The following is a 21,378-nucleotide window of genomic DNA, read 5'->3' on the forward strand; positions in this document are numbered from 1 at the left end:
AATTCTTTTCGGCGCCGATAAACAAACCCTATGCCGTCGCGACGTGTGTGCTCGCATGCAGCAAGGTCTCGACGCTGCGTCCTGTCGCCAGAATCGATGCATCGGCGAGCGCGGGCCCGCAAATCGAGAACCCGACAGGCAGTTCGTCTTCGTGATGGCAAGGCAGTGTGAGCGCACAGCCGTCCATGAAATTCACAACAGCCGGATTGCGCAGCACCTTCGCGTTCAGCGCAAAAAAAGCCTCGTCGTCGCGCTCGACGCCGGAAATCGGCGGCGGCACAATCGCAACGGTCGGCATCAACCATGCATCGAACCTGGCCAGCCGCGTGCGCGCATCGCGCACGAATCGCTCACGCGCGGCAAGCAACTCGATATAGTCAGCGGCGCTGTGCCCCTCGCCTGCTCGCAAACGCTTCAGCACGCGCGGGTCGTAACCCTCGGCGTTGCGTGCAACGTGTTCGCGATGCCACGCCCACGCCTGCGCCGCCGTGATGCCCGCGAGCGGAAGGCGGCCTGCAACCTCATGCAGTTCGGGAAATGCGAAGTGTTCGACAGAAGCACCCGCACGCCTTAGCATACCGATGACACGATTAAACGCAGTGCTCACGGTTTCGTCCAGTTCGTCCGTGACATAGTCGGAAGTGACGCCGAAGCGCAGCCCGGTCAGCGGGCGCGGTGCGGTATCGAGCGTCTGTGCCGAGATCACACTATCGATGAGCGCGCAACAATCCACGCTGCGAGCGATCGGACCGATCGAATCGAACGACCTGGATAGCGGCACGACCCCTTCGAGCGGCACACGGCGTGCCGTCGGCTTGAAACCGACGAGACCGCAGAATGCAGCGGGAATCCGCACGGAGCCGCCCGTATCGGTGCCCAGAGCGGCTGCGACGTGCCCGAGTGCGACGGATGTCGCCGCGCCGGAACTCGATCCGCCGGCAAGACGGCTTGCATCGTACGGATTGACGGGCGTACCGTAGTGGGGATTGAGTCCGAGTCCGGAGAACGCAAACTCGCTCATGTTCGTTCGGCCAACGAACACCGCGCCCGCCTCCCGCAAGCGTGCGACTGCAGCGGCGTCCCGCACGGCAGGGGCTGCCCCACGCAAGATCCGCGAGCCGGCAGCCGTCACCTGGCCTTTCACATCGAAGAGATCTTTCACGGAAACGGGCGCGCCCGCCAACGCCGAAGGCACATAGCCGCGGTCGCGGAACGCGTCGCTGCTGGACGCGGCTTCGCGCGCCGCCTCGCGATCGACGTGCGTGTAAGTCACGCCACCGCGCGCCTCGTCGGCATCGATGGCAGCGAGACTGTTGTCGAGCGACTCGAGTGCCGAGGTGGTGCGTAGTGCAAACGCGCTGGCCGATTGACGCAGGGTCCTCATCTCGATCACTCCGTATGCGTGAGTGCATCGACCGAGTAGCGATGCTTTAGACTGCGGCCGAGTACGGGGTCGTGCAGTTCCAGCTCATACACGCCGGCCGACGTCAATGGTCCAATCACCGGCTGCGTGCCGCAGAACAGCACGGTCTCTGCAATCATCGACATCGTGCCGAACGCGCGCCTGATCAGATGCTCCGGATGCATCAGCCGCGCGAGCGTGCCCTCCTGATAACGGACGCGTTCGCCCGACGAATCGATGCGCCAGCTGCGCGCAATCAGTGCATCCCAATGCGCTGCGACGTCCGAATAACGCCAGAGCGCGCGGCCGAGCGGCTTCGCGCACATCTGTTTCGAAACGGCGACGTCGTAGCTTTCGACCCTGCGATCCGTATGATCCGAACCGATGCCGACCAGCAGCCCGTCTGCCTCGGTCTGAATGAGCACGACTTCGACCTCACCTGACGAATGCGCGCCCAGGACATCGATGCGCGCTAAAGTCGTCAGCAGATCGGGCGAGACTTCGTAGAAGCACGGCACAGCCGACGGCCTGCGTACGCCAATTGCTTCAAGTTCGCGAATATGATGCTCGACCTCGGCACTGTCCCTGCCCGCCCAACCCGCGATCACGAGCCTCTTCACCCGCACGTGGACGGGTGTTCCGGATTCGATTTCACATACCACTGTTTTCATCGCAACGTTCCTTCCTTCAATCGTCGTCTCGCCGATCCCGGCTGTATCGCTTCATCGGCGCTCGTTGCAAAGTTTTGGCGTGCGGCGCACCCTTGTCCAACAAATTAAAGTTGTCGCGAGGCGAAATATTTTCTTGTCCCGTCACGTGAGGCGTGGCGATACACTGGGACATTCCAGCTTGCCCTTTCAGGGGCGCGAATGAACCTGCGATTTCTCGAGACCTTTGTCTGGCTCGCCCGGCTGCGCAGCTTTCGTCTGACGGCCGAGCGGCTGAACGCCACGCAGGCGGCGATTTCCAGCCGCATTTCCGCGCTCGAGCAGGAACTCGGCGTGCGACTCTTCGAGCGCGGCTCAAAGGAAGCAACGCTCACGCAGGACGGCACGAAGACGCTGCCATTCGCCGAACAGATGCTGAAGTTGAATCAGGCGATGATCGCGAGCGTCGGCGACCGCTCGAAGGTATCGGGGTTGTTACGACTAGGCGCCATCGAATCGATCGTTCACACGTGGCTGCCGGATCTGCTCAAGCACATCCGCGAAACGTATCCGAATCTCGTGATCGAACTGACCAGCGACACATCGTCCAATTTGTCGACCCAACTGCTCAATGGCCAGATCGACGTTTCGTTTCAGACGACGAGCGTCGCCGGCTCCGACATGATGAATGTTCCGCTAGGCGGCCTGCCAATGCGCTGGATGGCCAGTCCGGCGCTCAATCTGTCGGCGCAGGCGTTGACGGAGGCGGAACTGGCCACTTATCCCGTGATCAGTTTCGCGCGCCACTCGCCGCCGCATGAGTTTCTGACCGGCCTGTTCGCCGCGAGTGGCGACGTGCAGGTGCAGATCAACTGCCTGTCGTCGGTGGCTGCGATCATCCGGCTCGTCGTCGACGGCTTCGGTATTGCCGTGCTGCCGCCAGCGTTCGTGATGGGCGAACTCGAAGCGGGGAAGCTGCAGCTGCTGCAAGTCACGCATCGCGTGCCTGCATTGCCACTCGTTGCCGCGTACCGGCGCACGCCCGACAGCCTGCTCTCCGAATCCATCACGCGGCTCGCGCTGAACGTCGTGCTCGACTTCTGCCTGAAGCACGGACCCGAATTTGCGCTATTCCCGCCCACGGACGACTCTGTCTCGCACACGTGAACATCTGCACATCAAAACGGGTATCCCCACATGCTTACCGCCCTTTCCATTCCAGTCGAACCGCTCCATGCGACTCGTTGCGAACCCTATGGCTGGATGCTTGGCAAGCCGGTGCGTGCCGACGGCGATGCACCTGCATTTATCAGCCCGGCGTCGGACTTCTGGCGCGAACATCTGTTCGATACCGGCGCGCCGGGTGAAACAGAAATTCTGTGGGTGACATACCGTAATCGTGACGAGAGCATTGCGTCACTTGAGGTTCATCATTTGACGCAACAGGCTATCGTGCCGCTGACGGCGCCGGTCGTCCATATCGTCGCGACTTCGACGAAAGACGGCGAGCCGGACATGGACACGGTGCGAGCCTTCACGATTCCGGTCGGGATGGGCCTTTGCATGCGGCCGAACATCTGGCATGCGACGCGGGTTCGTGAACGCGAGGCGACTTGCCTGATGCTGACGCGACCTTCGACGACCTACGATCTCGTCGTTCATCTGAAAACCGGTGCGCCAGCTTGTGAAAGCGCGATTCGGACTATCGAAACGCGCCGGATCGAAAGTGTGTACTAGTGCGCCCATGCAGTGGCCTGATGATCAGGTCACTCTCGATCGAATATTCTCTCTGGTACGGCTTGATCCAGTCAACTTACTACAGAGGTGACGTTGGAGTCTTCAATGTCAGCTTTCCGGCAAGGTGGACGAATGCGTACTGCCGGCCAGACACTCTCGCACTAATGTTCAGACGCTCTCACTTCATTGCGCGATCGACCAGGTAGTCCGTTGGCGATTGTCCCATTGTCTTGCGAAACATCGCGGCAAAGGCGCTGGGGCTGGCAAATCCCAGTGCGTACGCGACATTGGCGACAGGTTCCCCTTTCTCTAATCGATTCAGTGCCTCGGCGAGGCGAACCTGTTGCACCCAATGCCGAAACGTAAGGCCCGTTTCCTTGATAAACAAGCGTATCAGCGTCCTTGAGCTGCCTCCAACTTTCTCGGCCCAGTAATCGAGACTCATGGGAGTGTCAGGCGCAGCCAGTATCGCCTCGCACATCATTAGAATTCGGCGGTCCTTCGGCCATGGAATCTCGAGATTAATTGTCCGAGCTGCTTCAAGCTCGAGCAGAACCAACGCAACGATGTGCTCATTTTTTGCGTTTAGCGAATACTCGGCTGGCTCGGCGAGTAGCGCGAGTATCAACTCCCTCAAGAGTGAACTGATCTCGATCGTTCGACAGGTGTCTCCGAGCCGTACTGCCGTTACCGGCTCGATATAGATTGTCCTCATCGTTGTCGGGCTGAGCATGCGCTGATCGTGAACAACGCCCGCCGGAATCCACAACCCCCGCTGAGGAGGCAGAAGCCAGATTCCCGCGTCGGTCGCAGCGCGCATCAAGCCTGAGGTCGCGTAGAGCAATTGGCCGCGGGGATGACTGTGAGGCGCGACATAGCAGCCTGTTGCCTCGTTGCGAGCCAGGGCGGTCAGAACCCTTGGAACTGACTGGTCGTCAGAGTAATCGTGACGCTTTGCGGGCTGTCGGTGATTGTCACTTCGGCGACGAATCTTGTCACTCATCGATATTTCCTCACGCTCACGCACAAATTATTATCCCAGCCTGTTATCCATCTCAACCCATCAGGGCGTTTCATCGATGAGTGTCGATATTAGAGCCAACAGACTTCCGACTGAATACCGGGTGGTCGCCGGATTTTGCCTTCTGGTCCTGTCATTCGCTCTGCGACCCGGGATCGTGTCGATTGGCCCTGTGGTCCTGCACATCCGTGAGGATTTTGGTCTGACCTATTCCGAAGTGTCGCTTTTGACGTCTATTCCCGATGTGTGCATGGGTCTCTTTGTTCTCTGCGTGCCGAAGATCAGCCGGCGATTGGGGGCAAACCAAACGGTTTCGCTTTCTCTGCTCCTTCTCGGCGCGGCCATTGTGCTGCGCGCGCTAACGCATTCGACGAGCCTGCTCTTACTGTGGACTACGTTTGTCGGAATAGGAATCAGCATCTCCGGCGCTTTGATCGGCGGCTGGATCAAGGAACATTTTCCACGGGAATCGTCCCTCTTTATGGGGATTTATGCGGGAGGACTGAGTATCGGCGCGACCTTGGCAGCTGGCGCGACGAGTTACGTGTCCAACACGTTTGGCAGCTGGAGAGTCGGCGCGGGCATTTGGTGCATCCTGATCGTTAGTGCGATCGCAAGCTGGTCATACCTGGCTCGCCGGGTGGACGCTGCCGCCAGCGGTCGGCCTCACCGGGACACGAGAGACACGGTTGAACTGCCGTGGCGCAGCAAGCGCGCCTGGCTCCTGGCACTGTTCTTTGGGCTAAGCCAGTTTGTCGCCTATGCCTGCCTGGCGTGGCTCGCGCCATGGAACAGCGAAATGGGCGCGAGTGAAATATCCGGCGGACTGATGCTTTGCCTGTTCACGATTTTTCTCGCAGCCGGCAGCTTCGCGGCGGGGGCGGTGGCAGAGAAATTGGCCGACCGGCGTCCCTGGCTGGCGCTGGGCACGGTCAGCACGATGGCGGGCTTCGTGGGACTGACGTTTGCCCCAACCTCGTACCCAATCGCTTTTGTCGTGATGATCGCGTTCGGACAAGGTATGTGCTTCGCGTTGGGCATGACGCTCCCGCTAGACAACACGAAGACAGCCGGGGAGGCGCACGCCTGGACCATGTTCGTTCTATGCGTCGGTTACATGATCGCGGCCTTAGGTCCTCTGAGCTTCGGATTTCTGCGTGACTGGACCAGCGGATTCTTCGACTCTTATCTGATGCTATTGATCGTCAGCTCGATCATGATTGCAGTCGTCCCGCTTCTTAAACGGTCCACGCCCGTATCGCTCCCGATACGCTAAGGAACGGTAATCGACATGCCGTTTCTGTTATCCAGTGCTTATTGCTTCTGTCATATTCCGTTTGCGCCTCGCGTCGCACTGAGCGTCTCCCCACGGTTGCACGTGCTTGCCGTCCTCGGCACGCACCATCGGCCCCTTAGTAAACAGTCCACCACACGCTTTCTTCCCTTCCGCTACCCGACCCCAATAAATATCCGGGGTGCACGAAAATCCTGGAAAAGAAGGAAGAAATCCAGCCCGTGGGTTGTTTGCCCCGCTAGTGCCGCCGTGCAGCACTCCGAACCGAAAATTACGACTGTCAGGTGAAAAACAGCTCGAGCACTGGAAATACTCGAACTTATCGATATTCACTCCGACGTAGAAATATTCATTTCTTCATAGACTTCAGGATGTCGAAATACCGAATCGCATTGTCTTTGTCCTATCGCTGATAACCATCGCATCGGCCCGCATCGCCACCGACATTTGCGCCCAGAAGAAGACGCGTGCGGAGATTCGCCATGAGCAGATTCGGTCCGAAAGCAATGATTCGCGTCTCGTCAACGATCGTGAACGCATTCGTATGCCTCGCCGTAGCGGTCGGCATGCTCGCGAGTCCCACCCTGTTGCTTGCCCAGTCCGCAAACGCATGCGCCGCACCCGCATGAAGGCAGCCGCCGCGCACGGTGTCCCTCCCGCAAATCACCTCACGGAATTGTTTCTCAATGTATATGCTGCGCGGGCGAATACATAGTCATGCAATAAGCCACTCTCCCGACACAAGCCAGATACCTCGCCCGGTTCTAATGTACTCAACGACGGCATCTGATGACGGCGCTGGGGTAGACGCCACGCTTTGCCGCCTCCCCGGATTCCCGGGCGGATGTTTTCAGTTCGTCCAGCCTTAGGAATACGAATTGAGATAACGATGATCACCTTGGTTCTTGCTGTTTGCGCGACACCCGTCACAGCCTGTTTTCTCGACTGTCTGTTCTAAGTTCCACGCCAGCTGGGCGGTCAGGAAGTCCGGCGATGAAGCGTTCTCCTCGTGAACACTCCGGCGCATCGCGATGAGCGTGCCGGCTACTTTCTAGCTCCAGGATATCTATCATGTCTTCTACACCGTTTTCACCTCGTCGACGTCATATTCTCGCCGCTTCCGCTGCGGTCGCCGCCGTAGGCCTGATTCCCGGCTCCGTGTTTGCCGCAACCGGCGACGACAGGATCCGCCCGTTCAAGGCCAACGTGCCGGAAGCAAGCCTCGTCGATCTGCGTCGACGGCTCGCCGCCACGCGCTGGCCCGGCAAGGAGACCGTCAACGATCAGTCGCAAGGTTTGCAACTCGCGCGAATGCGGGCGCTCGTCCAGTACTGGCGCACCGACTACGATTGGCGCAGGGGCGAGGAAAAACTGAACACATTCCCGATGTTCATGACTGAAATCGATGGTCTCGACATTCAGTTCATTCACGTACGGTCTCGTCACAAGAATGCGATGCCGTTGATCATGACGCATGGCTGGCCAGGCTCGATTTTCGAAATGCTGAAGGTTATCGCGCCGCTTACCGATCCCACCGCCTACGGAGGAAGCGCGGATGACGCGTTCCACGTCGTCGTGCCATCGATACCCGGCTTCGGTTTCTCCGAGCAGCCGCAGATGACAGGTTGGGGCTCGGATCACATCGCGCGCGCCTGGGGCGAGTTGATGGCCCGATTGGGATATACCCGTTTCGTATCGCAAGGCGGCGATTGTGGATCGGTGATTTCCCACCGGATGGCTATGCAAAAGGTGAAAGGCCTGATCGGCATTCACGTCAACATGCCAGCAACAGTACCTCCCGAAATCGCCACGTTGCTCACCCTTGGTGAGCCTGCACCGAGCGACCTGTCGCCGAAGGAGAGGGCTGCATATGAGTCTCTCAGTGTCTTCTATCGTGACAATTGCGGCTATTCGGCCATGATGGTGACCCGGCCGCAGACCGTCGGCTATGCATTGGCGGATTCGCCCGCTGGGCAGGCCGCATGGATGTACGACAAGATCTGTCAATGGACCTATAGCGGCGGCGTACCGGAACGCGTGCTCACGCGTGATGAAATACTCGACGATATATCGCTCTACTGGCTGACAAATAGCGCTACGTCCGCGGCCCAAATCTATTGGGAAGACCATTCCAACAACTTCAACGCTGTGGATATTTCCCTGCCGGCTGCTGTGACGATCTTTCCGGGCGAGATCTATCGCGCACCGCGAAGCTGGACGGAACGCAGCTATCACGACCTCATTTATTTCAACGAGGTGGACAACGGCGGCCATTTCGCCGCGTGGGAACAACCGGTGCTCCTTGCGACGGAAGTCCGGGCAGCGTTCCGGTCGCTGCGCTAACGCGGGTCCAATCTGGCCGCAAGGTTCACATTATTTTTCGCAGGCAACCTGCGCGACGTAGCCAAAGAGGATTTTCAATCATGGGATCGTTGAGTATTTGGCGTTGGATGATCGTTTTGCTGATCGTGGCACTTGTCTTCGGTACGAAGAAGCTTCGTAACATCGGGGGCGATCTGGGTAGTGCAGTCAAGGGGTTCAAGGAAGGCATTGCCGAAAGTGAAGTTTCGGAGGGGCAGCGTGAATTGCCTCATAACGGTGTCGTCGAGGTGGAAACAAAGGACATGACGCGTCCGAGCGAGTACCGGTAGTTATCGGATCAGTTTAGCGGTCCACTTCGAATTGGTACGGCCTTGGCCGTACCCATCCCCAGTTTCAGGAGCTTTGATTCCATGCTCGATCTCGGATTGACCAAAATGGCGCTGATCGGCGTCGTCGCACTCATAGTGCTAGGGCCAAAGCGCTTGCCCGGCGTGGCGCGAACGGCGGGCGTGCTGTTCGGCCGTGCGCAACGGTATGTCGACGACCTCAAGGCGGAATTCGCCCGCGAGATTGAACTCGACGGTTTGAAGAAGATGCGCGCGGGGTTTGAAACAGCGGCATTGGATGTCGAGAACAAGGTTCAAGAAGTACTGCGCTCGCGGGAAAGCGAACTCGACGACGCACGGAAATCGGGCACATCCGCGTCGGACAGTGGGGCAGGCGTCGAAGGTCCAGGTCTAACGCGCGTCGACCGTGATACCGCTGGTGTTGTCATGGACATCAGCAAGGCGTCGCAAAGGAAGCGCAGGAACTGGCGCGTCAAGAAGGGCGCTATCCCGACCTGGTACAAGCACGCGACAGTGCGTAGAACGCGCCTGCAATCGCGGGCGTCGCAGACTGTGTGGTGTACTCCTGAGGCGATGCGCCGTGCGTGGTTTGTCTGATGGCTTTCCCGCTTTCATTTGGCAGTGGTCCATTTTTCCCCCATCGATGATTCCCGGCGGAGGCCTGGCATGAGCGACCTGCAACACACTGTAGACGAGCCAATCGAAGAGACGCTCATTTCACACCTGGTCGAACTACGCGAGCGGATTATCCGCGCCGGCGGTTCAGTGGTCCTGGTGTTCGTGGGACTGGTTTACTGGGCGCCCAATATCTTCCGACTGCTTGCGCACCCGCTGATCCAGAACCTGCCGAAGGACGGCAAGCTGATTGTCACCGACGTCGCTGGCTCGTTCTTCGTCCCGGTGAAAGTCACCATGATGGTTGCGCTCGTCATCGCACTGCCTGTCGTGCTGTACCAAATCTGGGCGTTTATCGCTCCGGGGCTTTATCGGCACGAGAGGAAGCTCGTCGTGCCGCTGGTCAGTAGCAGCTACACGCTGTTTCTATGTGGCATGGCATTCGCCTATTTCGTCGTGTTTCCCATCATTTTCCGTGTGATGGCGCATTACAACGCCCCACTCGGTGTGGAAATGACCACGGATATCGACAAGTATGTGAGTTTCGTCCTCACCATGTTTCTTGCGTTTGGCGTGACGTTTGAGGTGCCGATCATCGTGGTGATCCTCGCACGAATGGGGATCGTGACGATGAAGACGTTGCGTCAGATCCGGCCGTATGTGATTGTCGGTGCGTTTGCGGTTTCCGCCGTGGTGACGCCACCGGACGTGTTCTCTCAGTTGGTTCTCGCCTTCCCGCTGGTCATTCTCTACGAAATTGGAATCATTGCAGCCAGGATATTTACACGCAAGGCCGGGATCAAGGAGCAGGAGGCAGAAGGACTGTGATGGGTATGTGGCGTCCCAGGAAAGCGCGTTCTCACTCACTCATTTTCGCGCGCCGCACCGAGCGAAGCCCCCTTTACAACAGGCTTTTGTGGAAGGCCTTGCGGTAATTTTTTGCTCTGTAAATGACTGTCTAGTCGCTTGGTTGATGAAAGGAGATTTGAAGTGTCTAAAGTTTGGCTTATCACTGGAAGTGGAAGCGGTCTGGGTCGATTCATTGCCGAGGCGGCGCTGGCAGCGGGCAATCAGGTCGTCGCAACCGCCCGTAACGTTCGCCAGCTCGACGAACTGGTGGGCCTCTATGGCGAGAGTGTCAGGACGGTCAAACTCGACGTCACGGACGAGTCTCAAGGCCAGGCCGCGGTCGATGCAGCGATCGATGCGTTTGGCCGACTCGACGTGCTCGTGAATAATGCCGGTTACGGGGACACCCGCCCGTTTGAGCAGGTTCCCTCAGACGAGTTTCGCCGACTGGTCGAGACGTGTTTTTTCGGAGTTGTGAATCTTACGCGCGCGGCGCTACCTGTCATGCGGCAGCAGCGCAGCGGACACATCATCCAGATTTCCTCGTTGGGTGGTCGCACGGCGTTCCCGGGCAACGCGGCCTATTTCGCGTCGAAATGGGCCGTTGGCGGCTTCACCGAAGGCCTGGCGCTGGAGACTGCACCTTTCGGTGTCAAGGTTACCGCTCTTGAGCCCGGTGGCATGCGCACCAATTGGGGAGTACGTGCTCACGCAGACCGGCCGGTCTTGCTGCCAGATTACGAACCCTCAGTCGGCGCAAGCGTGAAACAGATGGAAGGCTATTGGGGTAACGAGTCTGGGGATCCCATCAAGGTTGCACAGGTGGTCCTCCAGATTGCTGACGCCGAAACCGTTCCGCCACACATTCTGCTCGGAAGCGACGCTTTCCATTTTGCGCGTCAGGCCGAGCAGGCAAGAGCGGCCGAGGCAGATCGTTGGCACGCGGTCAGCGTGTCAACCGACGTCGATGCTGCCGGCCCCGTTCCGACGTTTCCGACGATTTGAATTGGGCGTAATTCATGACTAACTTGTTCTGACCAGCCACTTTGAAGAACGGCGACTGCCTGAAGTGGGTCGGTACCGCCGACTGCATCAGGCTGCCAGTTTGGGACATTCGACGCCGATCGCCGCGAGATACGGCAGGTGCAGTTATTCATAAGTCGTTCACGGAGCGATTGAAAATGAGGGAGCGGGGTCGTCTTTCAAGCTGGCGATAGGAGTTCTCGTATTTGGCGTCTGCGCCGTCATCTACGTGTTTGTCGTACTACCTCCGCAGGTAGTGCAAGAGTTGACGCCGCCGCCGACAGTCATCGAATCGGGTCGAGTCATCTCGGTTACCGGACGCTGGCCTACGGTTCAACTCGCTCATGGTTCTATCCTCATACCGGCTACTTCTTCGCTGCACGTAGGGGACACAGTTGAGGTTCAACATCCAGATGGTTTTCCGGCGCGCGTGAAGAGCATCCGTCGTGTCGACGCTGGTTGAGGCCATCCTCCCACTCCGCCCACGAATGGTTGCTGCACTGGCACATGAGCTGCCCTTCCGGGTCCGTTATGCTTTTTGCATGAGGCGCACGCCGCTTGCCCGGCCAGACTCAACGAGGCGCAAAGCCTGCACGACGAGCGAGAACGCCGGCGACGGCTGCCGCCTGCTTGGGTAATACAGGTGATAGCCCTCGAACTTCGGACACCACTCCTCCAGCACGCGCACGAGGCGACCCGACTTCATGTGCGGCATCAATTCGTCTTCAGGCAGGAGCGCGATCCCCAGCCCAGCCAGCGCTGCGTCCACCTGGGGCTGTGTGGTATTGAAAATCAACTGACCGTCGACGCGCACATTCACCCTGCGGCCCCGCCGTTCGAAATCCCACACGTACAGGCCGCCTGAGCTCGGCATGCGCTGGTTGATGCAGGAGTGCCGGGTAAGCTCGTTCGGCGTTTTCGGTGCGGGGTGCGCCGCAAGATACCTGGGCGACGCCACCACCGCCAGACGCATCGGCGGCCCGATCGGCACCGCGATCATGTCCCTGTCGATGGTGTTCCCGAGACGCACGCCCGCGTCGAACCGGTCCGCCACGATGTCGCGGAATCCGTAGTTCACGTCGAACTCCAGCTTGATGTCCGGATACGCATGCAGTAGCGGAGCAAGTTGCGGCAGCAGAATGCTGTGCAGCACATAGTCGCCGCAGGTGATCCGCACGGTGCCCGCGGGCTTCTCGCGCAATTCGGTCAGTGCATCCAGTTCCGCCTCGATTTCGTCGAAGCGCTCGCCAATGGCCTGCATCAGGCGCTCGCCGGCTGCGGTAGGTGAAACGCTGCGCGTGGTACGCGTGAGGAGCCGGATCTGCAGGCGCTCCTCCAGCGCGCGAATGGTTTGGCTCAAAGCCGATTGAGTCACCCCCAGTGTGGCGGCAGCACGGGTGAAGCTGCCTTCGCGCGCCACGGTGACGAACGCCAGAAGATCATTGAAGTTGCGTCGGACCACAGCCATTTCTCCTGCCAGGAATTGATTAGCCTATCTTATATGGTCTTTAAGAATCCATTAGCTAGTCAAGGAAGCGTTTGCCCGCGAAGATAGACGCCGTGGGCAAGCTTCCCGATGCCTGCTTGCGATTGGAGCGGTGGTCGACATCGCAGGTTCGGGCAGCACCGCGGTGTCGATTACCGGTTCGAATGCGGTATTGGCGCCTGGCTGGCCCGGCAGTTCACAGGACCCGACAGGACAGCGAACCACGCGAAGGACTCCACCAACCAAATCGGACGAGAAACCATATGAAACACGAACCCACTGCCGCCCGCGAATCTTTTGGCGACGTTGCGCCCCACCTTGCTGAACTCACCGACAAGGTGTTGTTTGGTGATGTCTGGGAACATGCTTCACTATCGCCCCGCGACCGCAGTCTCATCACGATCACGAGCCTGATCTCGCTTTACCGCGTCAACGAAATGCCTTTTCATTTGAGAAAAGCCATCGAGAACGGTCTCACACGCGACGAGATCGTCGCGACGATCACCCAACTGGCCTTTTATGCGGGCTGGCCGCCCGCCATGACGGCTTTGCAGATTGCGAAGAAGGTCTTTGACGAGACTGGAAAATAAGGGCGACCTGAGCAGACCCTCGTGCCGGAGGCGACCACGCCCCCCCCAGGGACCACCGCTATCCCTCTGTTGGCGCCTTTATGGGTTTCGTCGCGGTAAGGATCGTGTGGTTGGCGAAGTCTATATGCCATGCACTGCTTACAGTGCGAATGGCATTACCGTCCTTGTCAACGGCCCGGTACAGATATTTCCAGTCACCCTTGACGCGAATGTACGCCTCGTCCATTCACCAGCCCTTTCCGACTGGACAATGTCCGAGTTGTCGCTATCTCGACCGACGCCGCGCGATTTCGCGCATCCCTGACGGTGCCAAACTGTCTTGCGCGACGGTTTGCAAAGCATCACAGGTCTGGGTTTGCGCGGGTGAACCCTTCGCCACGACCCGCTCGATAAACACGGCGCCGAAGCAATCCCGGCCTTTTCGTATTTGGGTTGACCGTCCGACGCGGACTCGTAGGCGAGCAATTTGACGACTGCTTCCGGCTCCATAGCCCGTGCCGGGATCCACTGAGAAGCGACGCGACTCCCGAAGAAACCACCAAAGCAAGTGCTGCTCAGATACGAACCGTCTGGACGGTTTACATCGTGGCCGAACTCCGTTAGTATGGCGCCGTGAGCAAGTCGGCCCCGAGCCCGCGTGTATATCTCTACGGCCAGGACGTTTCCAAGGACTTCAGCATCACGAAGTCCGCAATATACAAACCGGCCAGACGGTTTTAAATGAATATGCTGAAACTAAAATCCCCCGCAGTGGAGTTGCTGCTGAAGCAGGCCCCAAAAGCCTCGATGTTCGCAACGCTCTGTCTTGCGCTGTTCGCAACGCTCTGTCTAGCACTCTCGGCGTGCTCGGCAGTCAAGCCCGTCAAGTATTCCAGCCTCGCCTCATGGCCTTACCTGCGCGTCAATCCCGACGACAGGAATGGCACCCATATGCCCTATCGGTATGCGCTGCCGCAGGACTGGTCACGGTACAGAAAACTCATCCTTGAACCGGTCCAGATTTACGGCGGCCCAGACGCTGAGTTTCACCACGTCACCGATTCGGAACGTTCGAAACTCGCGCAATTCATGCAGGCTACGTTCGCAGAAAAGCTGGCCACCCGTTTCGATCTGGTGAATGAATCCGGAGCCGATACGCTTCGTGTTCGGCTCACGCTCACCGGTGCAGGCACGGCGCTGCCAGGATACGTCATCTACGCAGTAGAAATTTTGGATTCCTCTTCAAATCAGCTCGTTGAAGCTTATATCGAAAGGTATCCAGATGGCGGCCTTTCTGCGAGGTTGAGCTCGCCAGACGCCCCCAGAGCCGGCATTGAACGGGGCGCAGACGAACTTCTCGCCCAATTCAGGTAATCCGATCTTGCAGCACCGTCCAATGTCCCTCAGACGATTTCTCCCGCTCACCATCTGGCTCGTACCGCTCGCAGCAGCGCTGATCGGCATCGCGCTACTTGTGCGATCCGTCGCCGCGCAAGGTCCGACTGTCACCATCAGCTTTCTCACTGCGGAAGGACTGGAGGCCGGGCGAACAAAGGTGCGATACCGGAACGTGGAGATCGGCGAGGTCAAGGCTATCCGCCTGTCAAACGATCACTCCCGTGTCCTGGTGGATGTACAGATCGCTGAAACCTCACGAAATCTCGCGGTCGACGACGCCCGCTTCTGGGTGGTGCGCCCCAGGATCGGCATGAGTGGTGTTTCTGGTCTTGGCACCGTCCTTTCCGGCGCTTACATCGGCATGGATCCCGGTCGCTCCGACCAGCCCCGTGAAAAATTCATCGGACTTGAGACACCTCCCACCGTGACCAGCGACCAGAATGGCCGTCGCTATGTTCTTGAAGGCGATTCCCTCGGCTCCGTTGATATCGGTTCGCCAGTCTATTACCGCCGCTTCCAGGTCGGACGGGTGGTCGCACGCTCCCTCAACGATGACGGCAAAGGGGTCACCATCCAGGTTTTCATCGATGCGCCCTACGACAAATTTGTCAAGGCGGATTCATGCTGGTGGCATGCAAGCGGTGTGGACCTGCGGCTGGATTCGGGCGGTATGAGGCTGAACACTCAGTCACTGGCGACGGTCGTAATGGGTGGTCTCGCGTTCCAGTCCCGCCCCGACCATCAGTCGGAAACAGAAGCGCCCAACGGTGCCGCTTTCCCGCTTTCCGACAGTCAGGCAGAGGCCATGCGCGCACCGGACAGCCCGGCCGCTCGCGTTGTCATGAAGTTCAACCAGTCACTGCGCGGCCTGTCAGTTGGCGCAGTGGTCGATTTCCGCGGAATCGAGCTTGGATACGTCACCGCCATCGACGTGGAATACGACCCGAAGCGATCGGAATTCACGATGCCCGTGACGGTGAACCTGTTTCCCAATCGTCTCGGAAGAAGTTTCCGGGAGTCGCTGGGCGAAGGCAACAACGACGCCGGAAAGGCGCTGCTGCAAAAACTCGTCGCCCAGGGTTTGCGTGCCCAGTTGCGCACAGGGAGTCTGATCACTAACCAGCGCTACATTGCACTGGACATCTTTCCGAACGCCCCACGGGCCACCATAGACATGACGAAGGTACCGCTGGAACTGCCGACTGTGCCCAACTCGCTGGAAGAGCTTCAGGTGGTCATCGCTGATATTGCGAAAAAGCTGGATCGCGTGCCCTTCGACAGGATCGGTACCAACCTGGATCAAACGCTCCAGAGTGCCAATCGCGCATTCACGCAACTGAACACCGAACTCGGACCTCAGGCCCGCGATACCCTCGCGACAGCCCAGGAAACGTTCCGTACAGCGCAGGCGGCGTTACAGCAGGATTCGCCGCTTCAGTCGGATATGCGGCAAGCCGTTTCGCAGCTCAATCGCACGCTGCAATCGCTGAACGAGCTGGCTGTCTACCTTCAGGAGCATCCGGAGTCACTGCTGCGCGGCAAGCCGAGGGACGAGAAGCCATGAAACCAAATACAACCAGGCGATGTAACCAGCTCAGAGGCGTAAAGTTGCTTTCCGCTTTATGCAGCATTGCTGCGCTTGTAGCGGCGTGCACCTCTATACCGGAAGTACAAACCTACACGTTGGGCACGGGATCCCCGCCGCAGGCGTCACGAGAAAATGCCTCCGTCGATGAAAATGCACACCCAGCGTTTCTGATAGATGTGGCGCCTGTCGTCGTTCCAGCGCAGGTAGCGAGACGGCAACTCGTATTGCAGAAAGACCCCGTGCACGTTCAGGTCATGGAACAGGAGCGCTGGAGCACCGCCCCGGCCGATGAGATTCGCCAGAGTTTGTCAGCGAGCCTTTCTGCGGTGCTTGGCACGTTCGAAGTCGCGAGCGTTCCTTTCCCGGCAGATCAACCGGTCTATCGGGTTAGCGTCGTGGTACAGCGATTCGAGTCATGGTACGCATCGCACGCATTGCTGGACGCGGTGTGGACGGTGAGTCCACGAACAGGAGCGACCATGCTGACCTGCCACTCGATAAATTCGGTGCCCGTGGGCAGTGGCTTTGACGAGCTTGTGAAAGGGCATCAACTGGCAGTGTCCCAGCTGTCGAATGAAATAGCGGCCGCGATCCTCGCCGAACAGCAGGAATCGCCCGCACCGTCGAAATGCGTTCGTGGAGGGATGCGGACGGCGGCAACTGGCATACAGGCGAAGTAGCGAGCCTTGTCCGGAGCAGCCCCCTCCTGCTGACTCGTCGGCTCACCACGCTGTATTCACCTTGAAGTGACAATCAAGTAGAAGAGGTCAACGTGTTCCTTGCGACAACCCGGCCGACTGGCGAACCATCACGCAGCAGGATCTGTCGCAACAGCCTGTCCGACGGTGCGTGCGAATCGTGCCCGCAACCGTGTGCACGATTCACACTTGCCGCCGTCCATCACGAACTCGAGCTCCTGCGGCAGACTGTGCTCAAGCAGTGGAACGAGATCGCTGCACTGGAAGTGGAACTCGCATCCATGCGGACGGGGTTGAGCAATGCGACGGACGCATCTGAAGCCTGACGAGGCGAGAGACCTGAAATCCATGGAAATCCGGAGCCTCATCGCCTGTCCCGATTGTGATCTGCTGCTATCGCGACCAGTTCGAACCGGGAAGACGGGAATGCACTGCCCCCGTTGCGGGGCGAACATCGCCAGCACAGACATGGCGCAGCTCGATCGCGTCCTGGCACTGGCTCTCGCCGCGATGATGACTTTCTTCGTCGCACAGGCGTATCCAGTCGTCGAGCTGGAGATGGGGGGAATCACATCGGCCACGACCCTGACAGGGACTGTCTGCGCACTCTGGGCTCAAGGCATGTGGCCACTGGCTGTGCTTGTGGCGTGCCTGACCATCGTGTTTCCGTTTCTCGATCTTGCCGCGGTGCTCTACGTCACCGCCCCTGTGCGCCTCGGTGTGGTCCCGCCCGCGTTTTCAGCAGTACTGCGCGCGCTGCAGTTCGTGCGGCCGTGGGTCATGATCGAAGTCCTGTTCCTCGGGGTCGTTGTTACCGCAACGAAGCTTGCCAGCCGCGCGTACGTCATCCCGGAGACCGCCCTCTTCGCGCTTTGCACGCTGCCGTTCATGCTCGCAGTCGTCATGGCATTCGAGCCGCGTGTGCTCTGGCACATCCGCGAGACACTGGATGGTTGCGAACCCGATAACTTGCCGCAATCACTCACGACTTTGCCCTTCGCGTCTGCTATGGATATGGGGCTTGTTGCGTGCAGGAGCTGCGATGGTGTTGCCCGCCGTGAGTCAACTGAGTCCAGTCATGGCGCCCCTTCCTCCACCCCGCAAGCGCGCCCGGCTCCGCAGCAATGCTCCCGTTGCGGAGCCAGGATGCATCCCAGGAAACCGGACAGTCTCATGCGTACCCAGGCATTATCGGTCGCAGCGGCAATCATGTATCTACCTGCGAACCTGCTGCCTGTTCTTCATACCGTGACAATTCTCGGCTCGAAGGACGACAGCATCATCAGTGGCATTGTCCAGTTCTGGCGCAGTGGGGACTGGCCAATTGCTACGATTGTCTTCATCGCGAGCGTCGTTTTCCCGCTACTCAAGCTCGTCGCGCTCGCGTTCCTCGCCTGGACTGCAGGTTGTACCTCGCGCAGCCACCCGTTGTTGGGTACGAGGCTGTTCCGGGTCGTTGAGCGTCTCGGACGCTGGTCGATGCTCGATATTTTTGTCATTGCGCTAACGATCGCGCTCGTCAATTTCAGGTCTGTCGCTACTGCTACCTCGGGGTGGGGCGCCGTCGCTTTTGCGGCCGTGGTGGTGCTGACGATGACAGCCACGATGCAGTTCGATCCACGGTTGATCTGGGACGCTCACGCTGGCCCGCATGACCGTAACCGGAACGGCTCAAGTAGCCCAACCGGCTCGTGACTGCCCCGCTTTTGGCCGTGCCGGTCCGATGGCAATACCGGCAATGCCTGAATCGACACAACGTACAGCCCTAGCCTGCCGGCGAACCCGGTGCATCCCGGACCGTCCACGACGGCTCATCGAGCAGCCGCTCGAAAAGCCGTTCGCGCTCTTCCGACGACAATGGCGATAGCCCGATCAACCCGGTAAACGCCATGCCAACTGCAGCTGCCCAACGCAGAACGGCGATATCGCCGTCTGGTGACTCCTTGCGAACCACGCCCAGATCAGAGGCGTGACATTCTCGAATGGTTGCGAGAAGTTCAGGCGCCTGGACCAATGCCGCCAGTACGGCACGATTAGCCGAATGTGGTTGATTGGCCGTTTCCCGCATCACGGCAATCTGCGCGAGCAGGAACGGCTCCTTTACGGACACATCGCAGGAATTCAGGTACCCCACTGCAAACTCTTCAAGGTACCGCCTCTGAAACTCCAGCAGTGCCAACAGGATTCCGTCCTTTGTGCCGAACTGATGCAGAAGCCCCCCCTTGCTGATGCCGCTCTCGCGGGCGAGTGCATCGAAGGTAAGTGCGTTGAGGCCATCCCTCGAGAGGATGGTCAGAGCGGCCTTGAGGGCCGTGTTTCGGGACCGTTCTGAGCGGGTCGCGTTATCCATTATTGGCGGCTCGTTGGAATTTCTGGTGTCAGTTGCAGTTTCCCGGTCGGGACCTCACCTGCTATCCGGGTATCAATCGACATCCGGTATCTTGTTGAATCGCGTCCATGCGCCATCGTCAAGCAGTCGGTCAAACAGATGACCGCGCTCCTTGTCCGACAAGGGGGAAAGTCCGAACAGCGCATACAGTGCGAGGCCCCATGCCGCCTCCCAGCGCAATAACGCGAGTTCAGGGTCGGCGGCCTCTTCCCTGATCTGTCGGACGTGCCCGGCGAATCTCTCCCGGATAAACGCCATGGGGCTCGGGTCATCCACAAGGATCGAAAGGACTGCCCGTGCAGGTGAGCGGTTCTCGTCCACCATCTGGCGCATTGCCGCGATCTCGAGTGAGAGCGTTTGCTGAGGGGCATCCTTCGGACGCGATTTCAGATAGTTGCGCCGGAACCGCTCGAAACTGTCGTTGCGATATGCCAGTACGCCCTTGAACAGATCAGCCTTCGAGCGAAAGTGATGCGTGACGGCCCCCTTGCTCAGACCTGCTTCCCGGGCGACGGCCTCGAATGTCAGCCTCGCCGTCCCATCCCGGGCGAGGACGGTCAACGCCGCCTCGATGATCGCATTGCGGGTCTGTTCTGAGCGCTCCTGCCTGGCCAAAGTCTGTCCCCAAAGTTATGGAGGGCTGAAATGGCGCGGTCGAACGTGCCCTGCTTCCAGTAGCCCACTTACACAATATCTGCATCCTGATCCAAGAGTATACGGCCCGCTAAAAAAACCGTCCAGACGTTTTGCTTTCTGCCTATCCCATGCTAGACTTCGCTCCAGTGCTTCTCCTTGCGTACAAACAAAACCGTCTGGACGGCTTTTATACTTCTACCGAGACAGCTGGGACTCCCTGCAGCCACCGTAGATCAAACCGTCCAGACGCTTTTTTTACGCTGTTCACCCTTTCCGTTGCTGTCGCGTCTCTCTCATGGAACCCAAAATGACAATCACCAAGGATGTTCGCCACCTGCTATTCGCGCTGTCGTTTCTCTCGCTCGCAGGTTGTGCAGGGGTTCAACCCGTCGCCTATTCCGGCATCCCCTCGTCTTCGTACCTGAAGGCGAATGCTCACGACGATAGCGGACGCGTCCCGTATAACTACTCGACGACGGTGAACTGGCAAGCCTACTCCCGGGTAATGGTCGACCCGGCCACGGTCTATAGCGGTGCTGACAGCCAGTTCGGCGAGATGAGCGACGCCGACAGGGCAACGCTGGACACCTACCTCCAGAAGTCTTTCACACAGAAACTCGAGACGAGATTTGCGTCGGCTGCGCAGCCCGGCCCAGGTACGCTCCGCGTCAAGCTGATCCTCACGGGTGCCGAGACGACGAAACCCGTGCTTGGTCAGTTCACGCATTTCGACATCGGTGGAAACGTCTACAACGGTGTGCAGGCAGTTCGCGGCGGCAAGGCAATGTTTGGCGGCTCCGTTTCGTATGCGGTTGAGATCTACGACGCGTCGAACAACAAGCTTTTGAATGCCTATGTGACAAGGCAGTATCCGAACGCCATGAACCTGGTCGCCAGTTTTGGCTCACTCGGCGCGGCAAAAGCAGGGATCGACAAGGGCGCCGACGCACTGGTTGCCCAACTCCGGTAAGCGAAAACACACGTCGGGTGACGGAGCGTGCAATGTCAGAAATCGCGTCCCTCTTCGCATTGCCCCTCCGACCGCCGGTTATGGTGGCACTGGTTTTCGTTGCTGCCTATCTGCTGGTTGGCATTCCGCTTCATTTCCTTTTCGGTGCCGAAGCGCGCGACGTATGGGGGACGCTGGCTGGACTATTCGCCGGACTGCTTTACATTGTGTTCATCGTTGACTTCTATCCTGATCCGCACGATGTCGCGACACGTCAACCGACCGTTGCGCAACTGGGACAAGAACGATGATCCAGACAGCGCATCTCGGACTCCCGCACATTTTTACTGCCAGTCTTTCCGTGTCCGGAAGCGGGACCGACGCACCGTCAAGCCGGAGAAAGACATG

Annotated in this window: 21 protein-coding genes and 1 pseudogene; 15 read left to right on the forward strand and 7 right to left on the reverse strand. The window is 59.0% G+C overall.

From position 1 onward, the window contains the following. Positions 1–28: 28 nt before the first annotated feature. Both A3CW_RS0132255 and A3CW_RS0132260 read right to left on the reverse strand, forming a co-directional pair. Positions 29–1,384, reverse strand: coding sequence for an amidase (locus tag A3CW_RS0132255; RefSeq protein ID WP_028207249.1), 1,356 nt, complete (start codon positions 1,382–1,384; stop codon positions 29–31). 5 nt (positions 1,385–1,389) lie between these two features. Further along, complete coding sequence (locus A3CW_RS0132260) at positions 1,390–2,073, reverse strand: DUF2848 domain-containing protein (RefSeq protein ID WP_028207250.1); 684 nt, start codon at positions 2,071–2,073, stop codon at positions 1,390–1,392. Positions 2,074–2,271: 198 nt separating this feature from the next. Between A3CW_RS0132260 and A3CW_RS0132265 the strand changes: the two genes are divergently transcribed. Together A3CW_RS0132265 and A3CW_RS0132270 are read left to right on the forward strand one after the other, a co-directional pair. Next, the gene (locus A3CW_RS0132265; protein ID WP_028207251.1) at positions 2,272–3,216 is read left to right on the forward strand and encodes a LysR family transcriptional regulator; all 945 of its coding nucleotides are present in this window, start codon (positions 2,272–2,274) and stop codon (positions 3,214–3,216) included. A gap of 30 nt (positions 3,217–3,246) precedes the next feature. Beyond that, complete coding sequence (locus A3CW_RS0132270; protein WP_028207252.1) at positions 3,247–3,786, forward strand: ureidoglycolate lyase; 540 nt, start codon at positions 3,247–3,249, stop codon at positions 3,784–3,786. A gap of 178 nt (positions 3,787–3,964) precedes the next feature. On the opposite strand, the gene A3CW_RS0132275 is transcribed toward A3CW_RS0132270, so the two are convergent. Beyond that, complete coding sequence (locus tag A3CW_RS0132275) at positions 3,965–4,789, reverse strand: AraC family transcriptional regulator (RefSeq protein ID WP_028207253.1); 825 nt, start codon at positions 4,787–4,789, stop codon at positions 3,965–3,967. On the opposite strand from A3CW_RS0132275, the gene A3CW_RS0132280 reads away from it, so the two are divergent. The 6 genes from A3CW_RS0132280 to A3CW_RS0132310 all read left to right on the forward strand — a co-directional run bounded on the left by A3CW_RS0132280 (position 4,779) and on the right by A3CW_RS0132310 (position 11,239). Beyond that, the gene (locus tag A3CW_RS0132280) at positions 4,779–6,083 is read left to right on the forward strand and encodes an MFS transporter (RefSeq protein ID WP_245623796.1); all 1,305 of its coding nucleotides are present in this window, start codon (positions 4,779–4,781) and stop codon (positions 6,081–6,083) included. The genes A3CW_RS0132275 and A3CW_RS0132280 overlap by 11 nt on opposite strands. 1,089 nt (positions 6,084–7,172) lie before the next feature. After that, on the forward strand, positions 7,173–8,444 hold the full coding sequence (locus A3CW_RS0132290) for an epoxide hydrolase family protein (RefSeq protein ID WP_028207256.1): 1,272 nt from the start codon (positions 7,173–7,175) through the stop codon (positions 8,442–8,444). Between the two features lie 80 nt (positions 8,445–8,524). After that, positions 8,525–8,752 (forward strand): Sec-independent protein translocase subunit TatA, encoded by a 228-nt coding sequence (gene tatA, locus A3CW_RS0132295; protein WP_028207257.1) that lies wholly within the window; start codon positions 8,525–8,527, stop codon positions 8,750–8,752. 81 nt (positions 8,753–8,833) lie between these two features. Next, on the forward strand, positions 8,834–9,367 hold the full coding sequence (gene tatB, locus A3CW_RS0132300) for a Sec-independent protein translocase protein TatB (RefSeq protein WP_028207258.1): 534 nt from the start codon (positions 8,834–8,836) through the stop codon (positions 9,365–9,367). A gap of 69 nt (positions 9,368–9,436) precedes the next feature. Continuing rightward, positions 9,437–10,213 carry a twin-arginine translocase subunit TatC gene (tatC, locus tag A3CW_RS0132305; RefSeq protein ID WP_028207259.1) on the forward strand — a complete coding sequence of 259 codons (777 nt, stop codon included), beginning with the start codon at positions 9,437–9,439 and terminating at the stop codon, positions 10,211–10,213. 162 nt (positions 10,214–10,375) lie between these two features. Next, positions 10,376–11,239, forward strand: coding sequence for an SDR family NAD(P)-dependent oxidoreductase (locus A3CW_RS0132310; protein ID WP_028207260.1), 864 nt, complete (start codon positions 10,376–10,378; stop codon positions 11,237–11,239). Positions 11,240–11,786: 547 nt separating this feature from the next. Here A3CW_RS0132310 and A3CW_RS0132315 read toward each other — a convergent pair. Continuing rightward, positions 11,787–12,719 carry a LysR family transcriptional regulator gene (locus tag A3CW_RS0132315; protein ID WP_028207261.1) on the reverse strand — a complete coding sequence of 311 codons (933 nt, stop codon included), beginning with the start codon at positions 12,717–12,719 and terminating at the stop codon, positions 11,787–11,789. A gap of 287 nt (positions 12,720–13,006) precedes the next feature. On the opposite strand from A3CW_RS0132315, the gene A3CW_RS0132320 reads away from it, so the two are divergent. Further along, a complete protein-coding gene (locus tag A3CW_RS0132320; RefSeq protein WP_028207262.1) occupies positions 13,007–13,333 on the forward strand; it encodes a carboxymuconolactone decarboxylase family protein in 327 nt (108 codons plus the stop codon). Between the two features lie 148 nt (positions 13,334–13,481). On the opposite strand, the pseudogene A3CW_RS51385 reads toward A3CW_RS0132320, so the two are convergent. After that, positions 13,482–13,580: pseudogene (locus A3CW_RS51385) on the reverse strand (DDE-type integrase/transposase/recombinase); the annotation flags it as partial. A gap of 473 nt (positions 13,581–14,053) precedes the next feature. On the opposite strand from A3CW_RS51385, the gene A3CW_RS0132330 reads away from it, so the two are divergent. The 4 genes from A3CW_RS0132330 (at position 14,054) to A3CW_RS48225 (ending at position 18,691) form a co-directional block, all read left to right on the forward strand. Beyond that, positions 14,054–14,686, forward strand: a complete 633-nt coding sequence (locus A3CW_RS0132330) for a DUF3313 domain-containing protein (RefSeq protein WP_051481855.1) — start codon at positions 14,054–14,056, stop codon at positions 14,684–14,686. A 22-nt stretch (positions 14,687–14,708) separates the two neighbouring features. After that, the gene (locus A3CW_RS0132335; RefSeq protein WP_081771905.1) at positions 14,709–16,274 is read left to right on the forward strand and encodes a PqiB family protein; all 1,566 of its coding nucleotides are present in this window, start codon (positions 14,709–14,711) and stop codon (positions 16,272–16,274) included. Further along, positions 16,271–16,978, forward strand: a complete 708-nt coding sequence (locus tag A3CW_RS51390; RefSeq protein ID WP_081771906.1) for a PqiC family protein — start codon at positions 16,271–16,273, stop codon at positions 16,976–16,978. Before A3CW_RS0132335 ends, A3CW_RS51390 begins: the two co-directional genes overlap by 4 nt. 486 nt (positions 16,979–17,464) lie before the next feature. Then, positions 17,465–18,691: a paraquat-inducible protein A gene (locus A3CW_RS48225; RefSeq protein WP_245623797.1), complete on the forward strand. Its 1,227-nt coding sequence runs from the start codon at positions 17,465–17,467 to the stop codon at positions 18,689–18,691. Between the two features lie 70 nt (positions 18,692–18,761). Here A3CW_RS48225 and A3CW_RS0132350 read toward each other — a convergent pair whose 3' ends face one another. Then, positions 18,762–19,346 carry a TetR/AcrR family transcriptional regulator gene (locus tag A3CW_RS0132350; RefSeq protein WP_028207265.1) on the reverse strand — a complete coding sequence of 195 codons (585 nt, stop codon included), beginning with the start codon at positions 19,344–19,346 and terminating at the stop codon, positions 18,762–18,764. Positions 19,347–19,418: 72 nt separating this feature from the next. Further along, positions 19,419–20,000 carry a TetR/AcrR family transcriptional regulator gene (locus A3CW_RS0132355; protein WP_028207266.1) on the reverse strand — a complete coding sequence of 194 codons (582 nt, stop codon included), beginning with the start codon at positions 19,998–20,000 and terminating at the stop codon, positions 19,419–19,421. A 328-nt stretch (positions 20,001–20,328) separates the two neighbouring features. Between A3CW_RS0132355 and A3CW_RS0132360 the strand changes: the two genes are divergently transcribed. Continuing rightward, positions 20,329–20,991 (forward strand): DUF3313 domain-containing protein, encoded by a 663-nt coding sequence (locus A3CW_RS0132360; RefSeq protein WP_028207267.1) that lies wholly within the window; start codon positions 20,329–20,331, stop codon positions 20,989–20,991. Between the two features lie 32 nt (positions 20,992–21,023). Beyond that, positions 21,024–21,281 (forward strand): hypothetical protein, encoded by a 258-nt coding sequence (locus A3CW_RS48230; RefSeq protein ID WP_035514590.1) that lies wholly within the window; start codon positions 21,024–21,026, stop codon positions 21,279–21,281. Positions 21,282–21,378: the final 97 nt, after the last annotated feature.

The sequence above is a fragment of the Paraburkholderia nodosa DSM 21604 genome (assembly GCF_000519185.1).
In the GTDB taxonomy this organism is placed as follows: domain Bacteria; phylum Pseudomonadota; class Gammaproteobacteria; order Burkholderiales; family Burkholderiaceae; genus Paraburkholderia; species Paraburkholderia nodosa.

Bases quoted from the DNA above. Each gene is read 5' to 3' on its own strand.
- A3CW_RS0132255 (WP_028207249.1), bottom strand. From the start codon at position 1,384: ATGAGGACCCTGCGTCAATCGGCCAGCGCGTTTGCACTACGCACCACC.
- A3CW_RS0132260 (WP_028207250.1), bottom strand. From the start codon at position 2,073: ATGAAAACAGTGGTATGTGAAATCGAATCCGGAACACCCGTCCACGTG.
- A3CW_RS0132265 (WP_028207251.1), top strand. From the start codon at position 2,272: ATGAACCTGCGATTTCTCGAGACCTTTGTCTGGCTCGCCCGGCTGCGC.
- A3CW_RS0132270 (WP_028207252.1), top strand. From the start codon at position 3,247: ATGCTTACCGCCCTTTCCATTCCAGTCGAACCGCTCCATGCGACTCGT.
- A3CW_RS0132275 (WP_028207253.1), bottom strand. From the start codon at position 4,789: ATGAGTGACAAGATTCGTCGCCGAAGTGACAATCACCGACAGCCCGCA.
- A3CW_RS0132290 (WP_028207256.1), top strand. From the start codon at position 7,173: ATGTCTTCTACACCGTTTTCACCTCGTCGACGTCATATTCTCGCCGCT.
- tatA (WP_028207257.1), top strand. From the start codon at position 8,525: ATGGGATCGTTGAGTATTTGGCGTTGGATGATCGTTTTGCTGATCGTG.
- tatB (WP_028207258.1), top strand. From the start codon at position 8,834: ATGCTCGATCTCGGATTGACCAAAATGGCGCTGATCGGCGTCGTCGCA.
- tatC (WP_028207259.1), top strand. From the start codon at position 9,437: ATGAGCGACCTGCAACACACTGTAGACGAGCCAATCGAAGAGACGCTC.
- A3CW_RS0132320 (WP_028207262.1), top strand. From the start codon at position 13,007: ATGAAACACGAACCCACTGCCGCCCGCGAATCTTTTGGCGACGTTGCG.
- A3CW_RS0132330 (WP_051481855.1), top strand. From the start codon at position 14,054: ATGAATATGCTGAAACTAAAATCCCCCGCAGTGGAGTTGCTGCTGAAG.
- A3CW_RS0132335 (WP_081771905.1), top strand. From the start codon at position 14,709: ATGTCCCTCAGACGATTTCTCCCGCTCACCATCTGGCTCGTACCGCTC.
- A3CW_RS51390 (WP_081771906.1), top strand. From the start codon at position 16,271: ATGAAACCAAATACAACCAGGCGATGTAACCAGCTCAGAGGCGTAAAG.
- A3CW_RS48225 (WP_245623797.1), top strand. From the start codon at position 17,465: ATGGCGCAGCTCGATCGCGTCCTGGCACTGGCTCTCGCCGCGATGATG.
- A3CW_RS0132350 (WP_028207265.1), bottom strand. From the start codon at position 19,346: ATGGATAACGCGACCCGCTCAGAACGGTCCCGAAACACGGCCCTCAAG.
- A3CW_RS0132360 (WP_028207267.1), top strand. From the start codon at position 20,329: ATGACAATCACCAAGGATGTTCGCCACCTGCTATTCGCGCTGTCGTTT.
- A3CW_RS48230 (WP_035514590.1), top strand. From the start codon at position 21,024: ATGTCAGAAATCGCGTCCCTCTTCGCATTGCCCCTCCGACCGCCGGTT.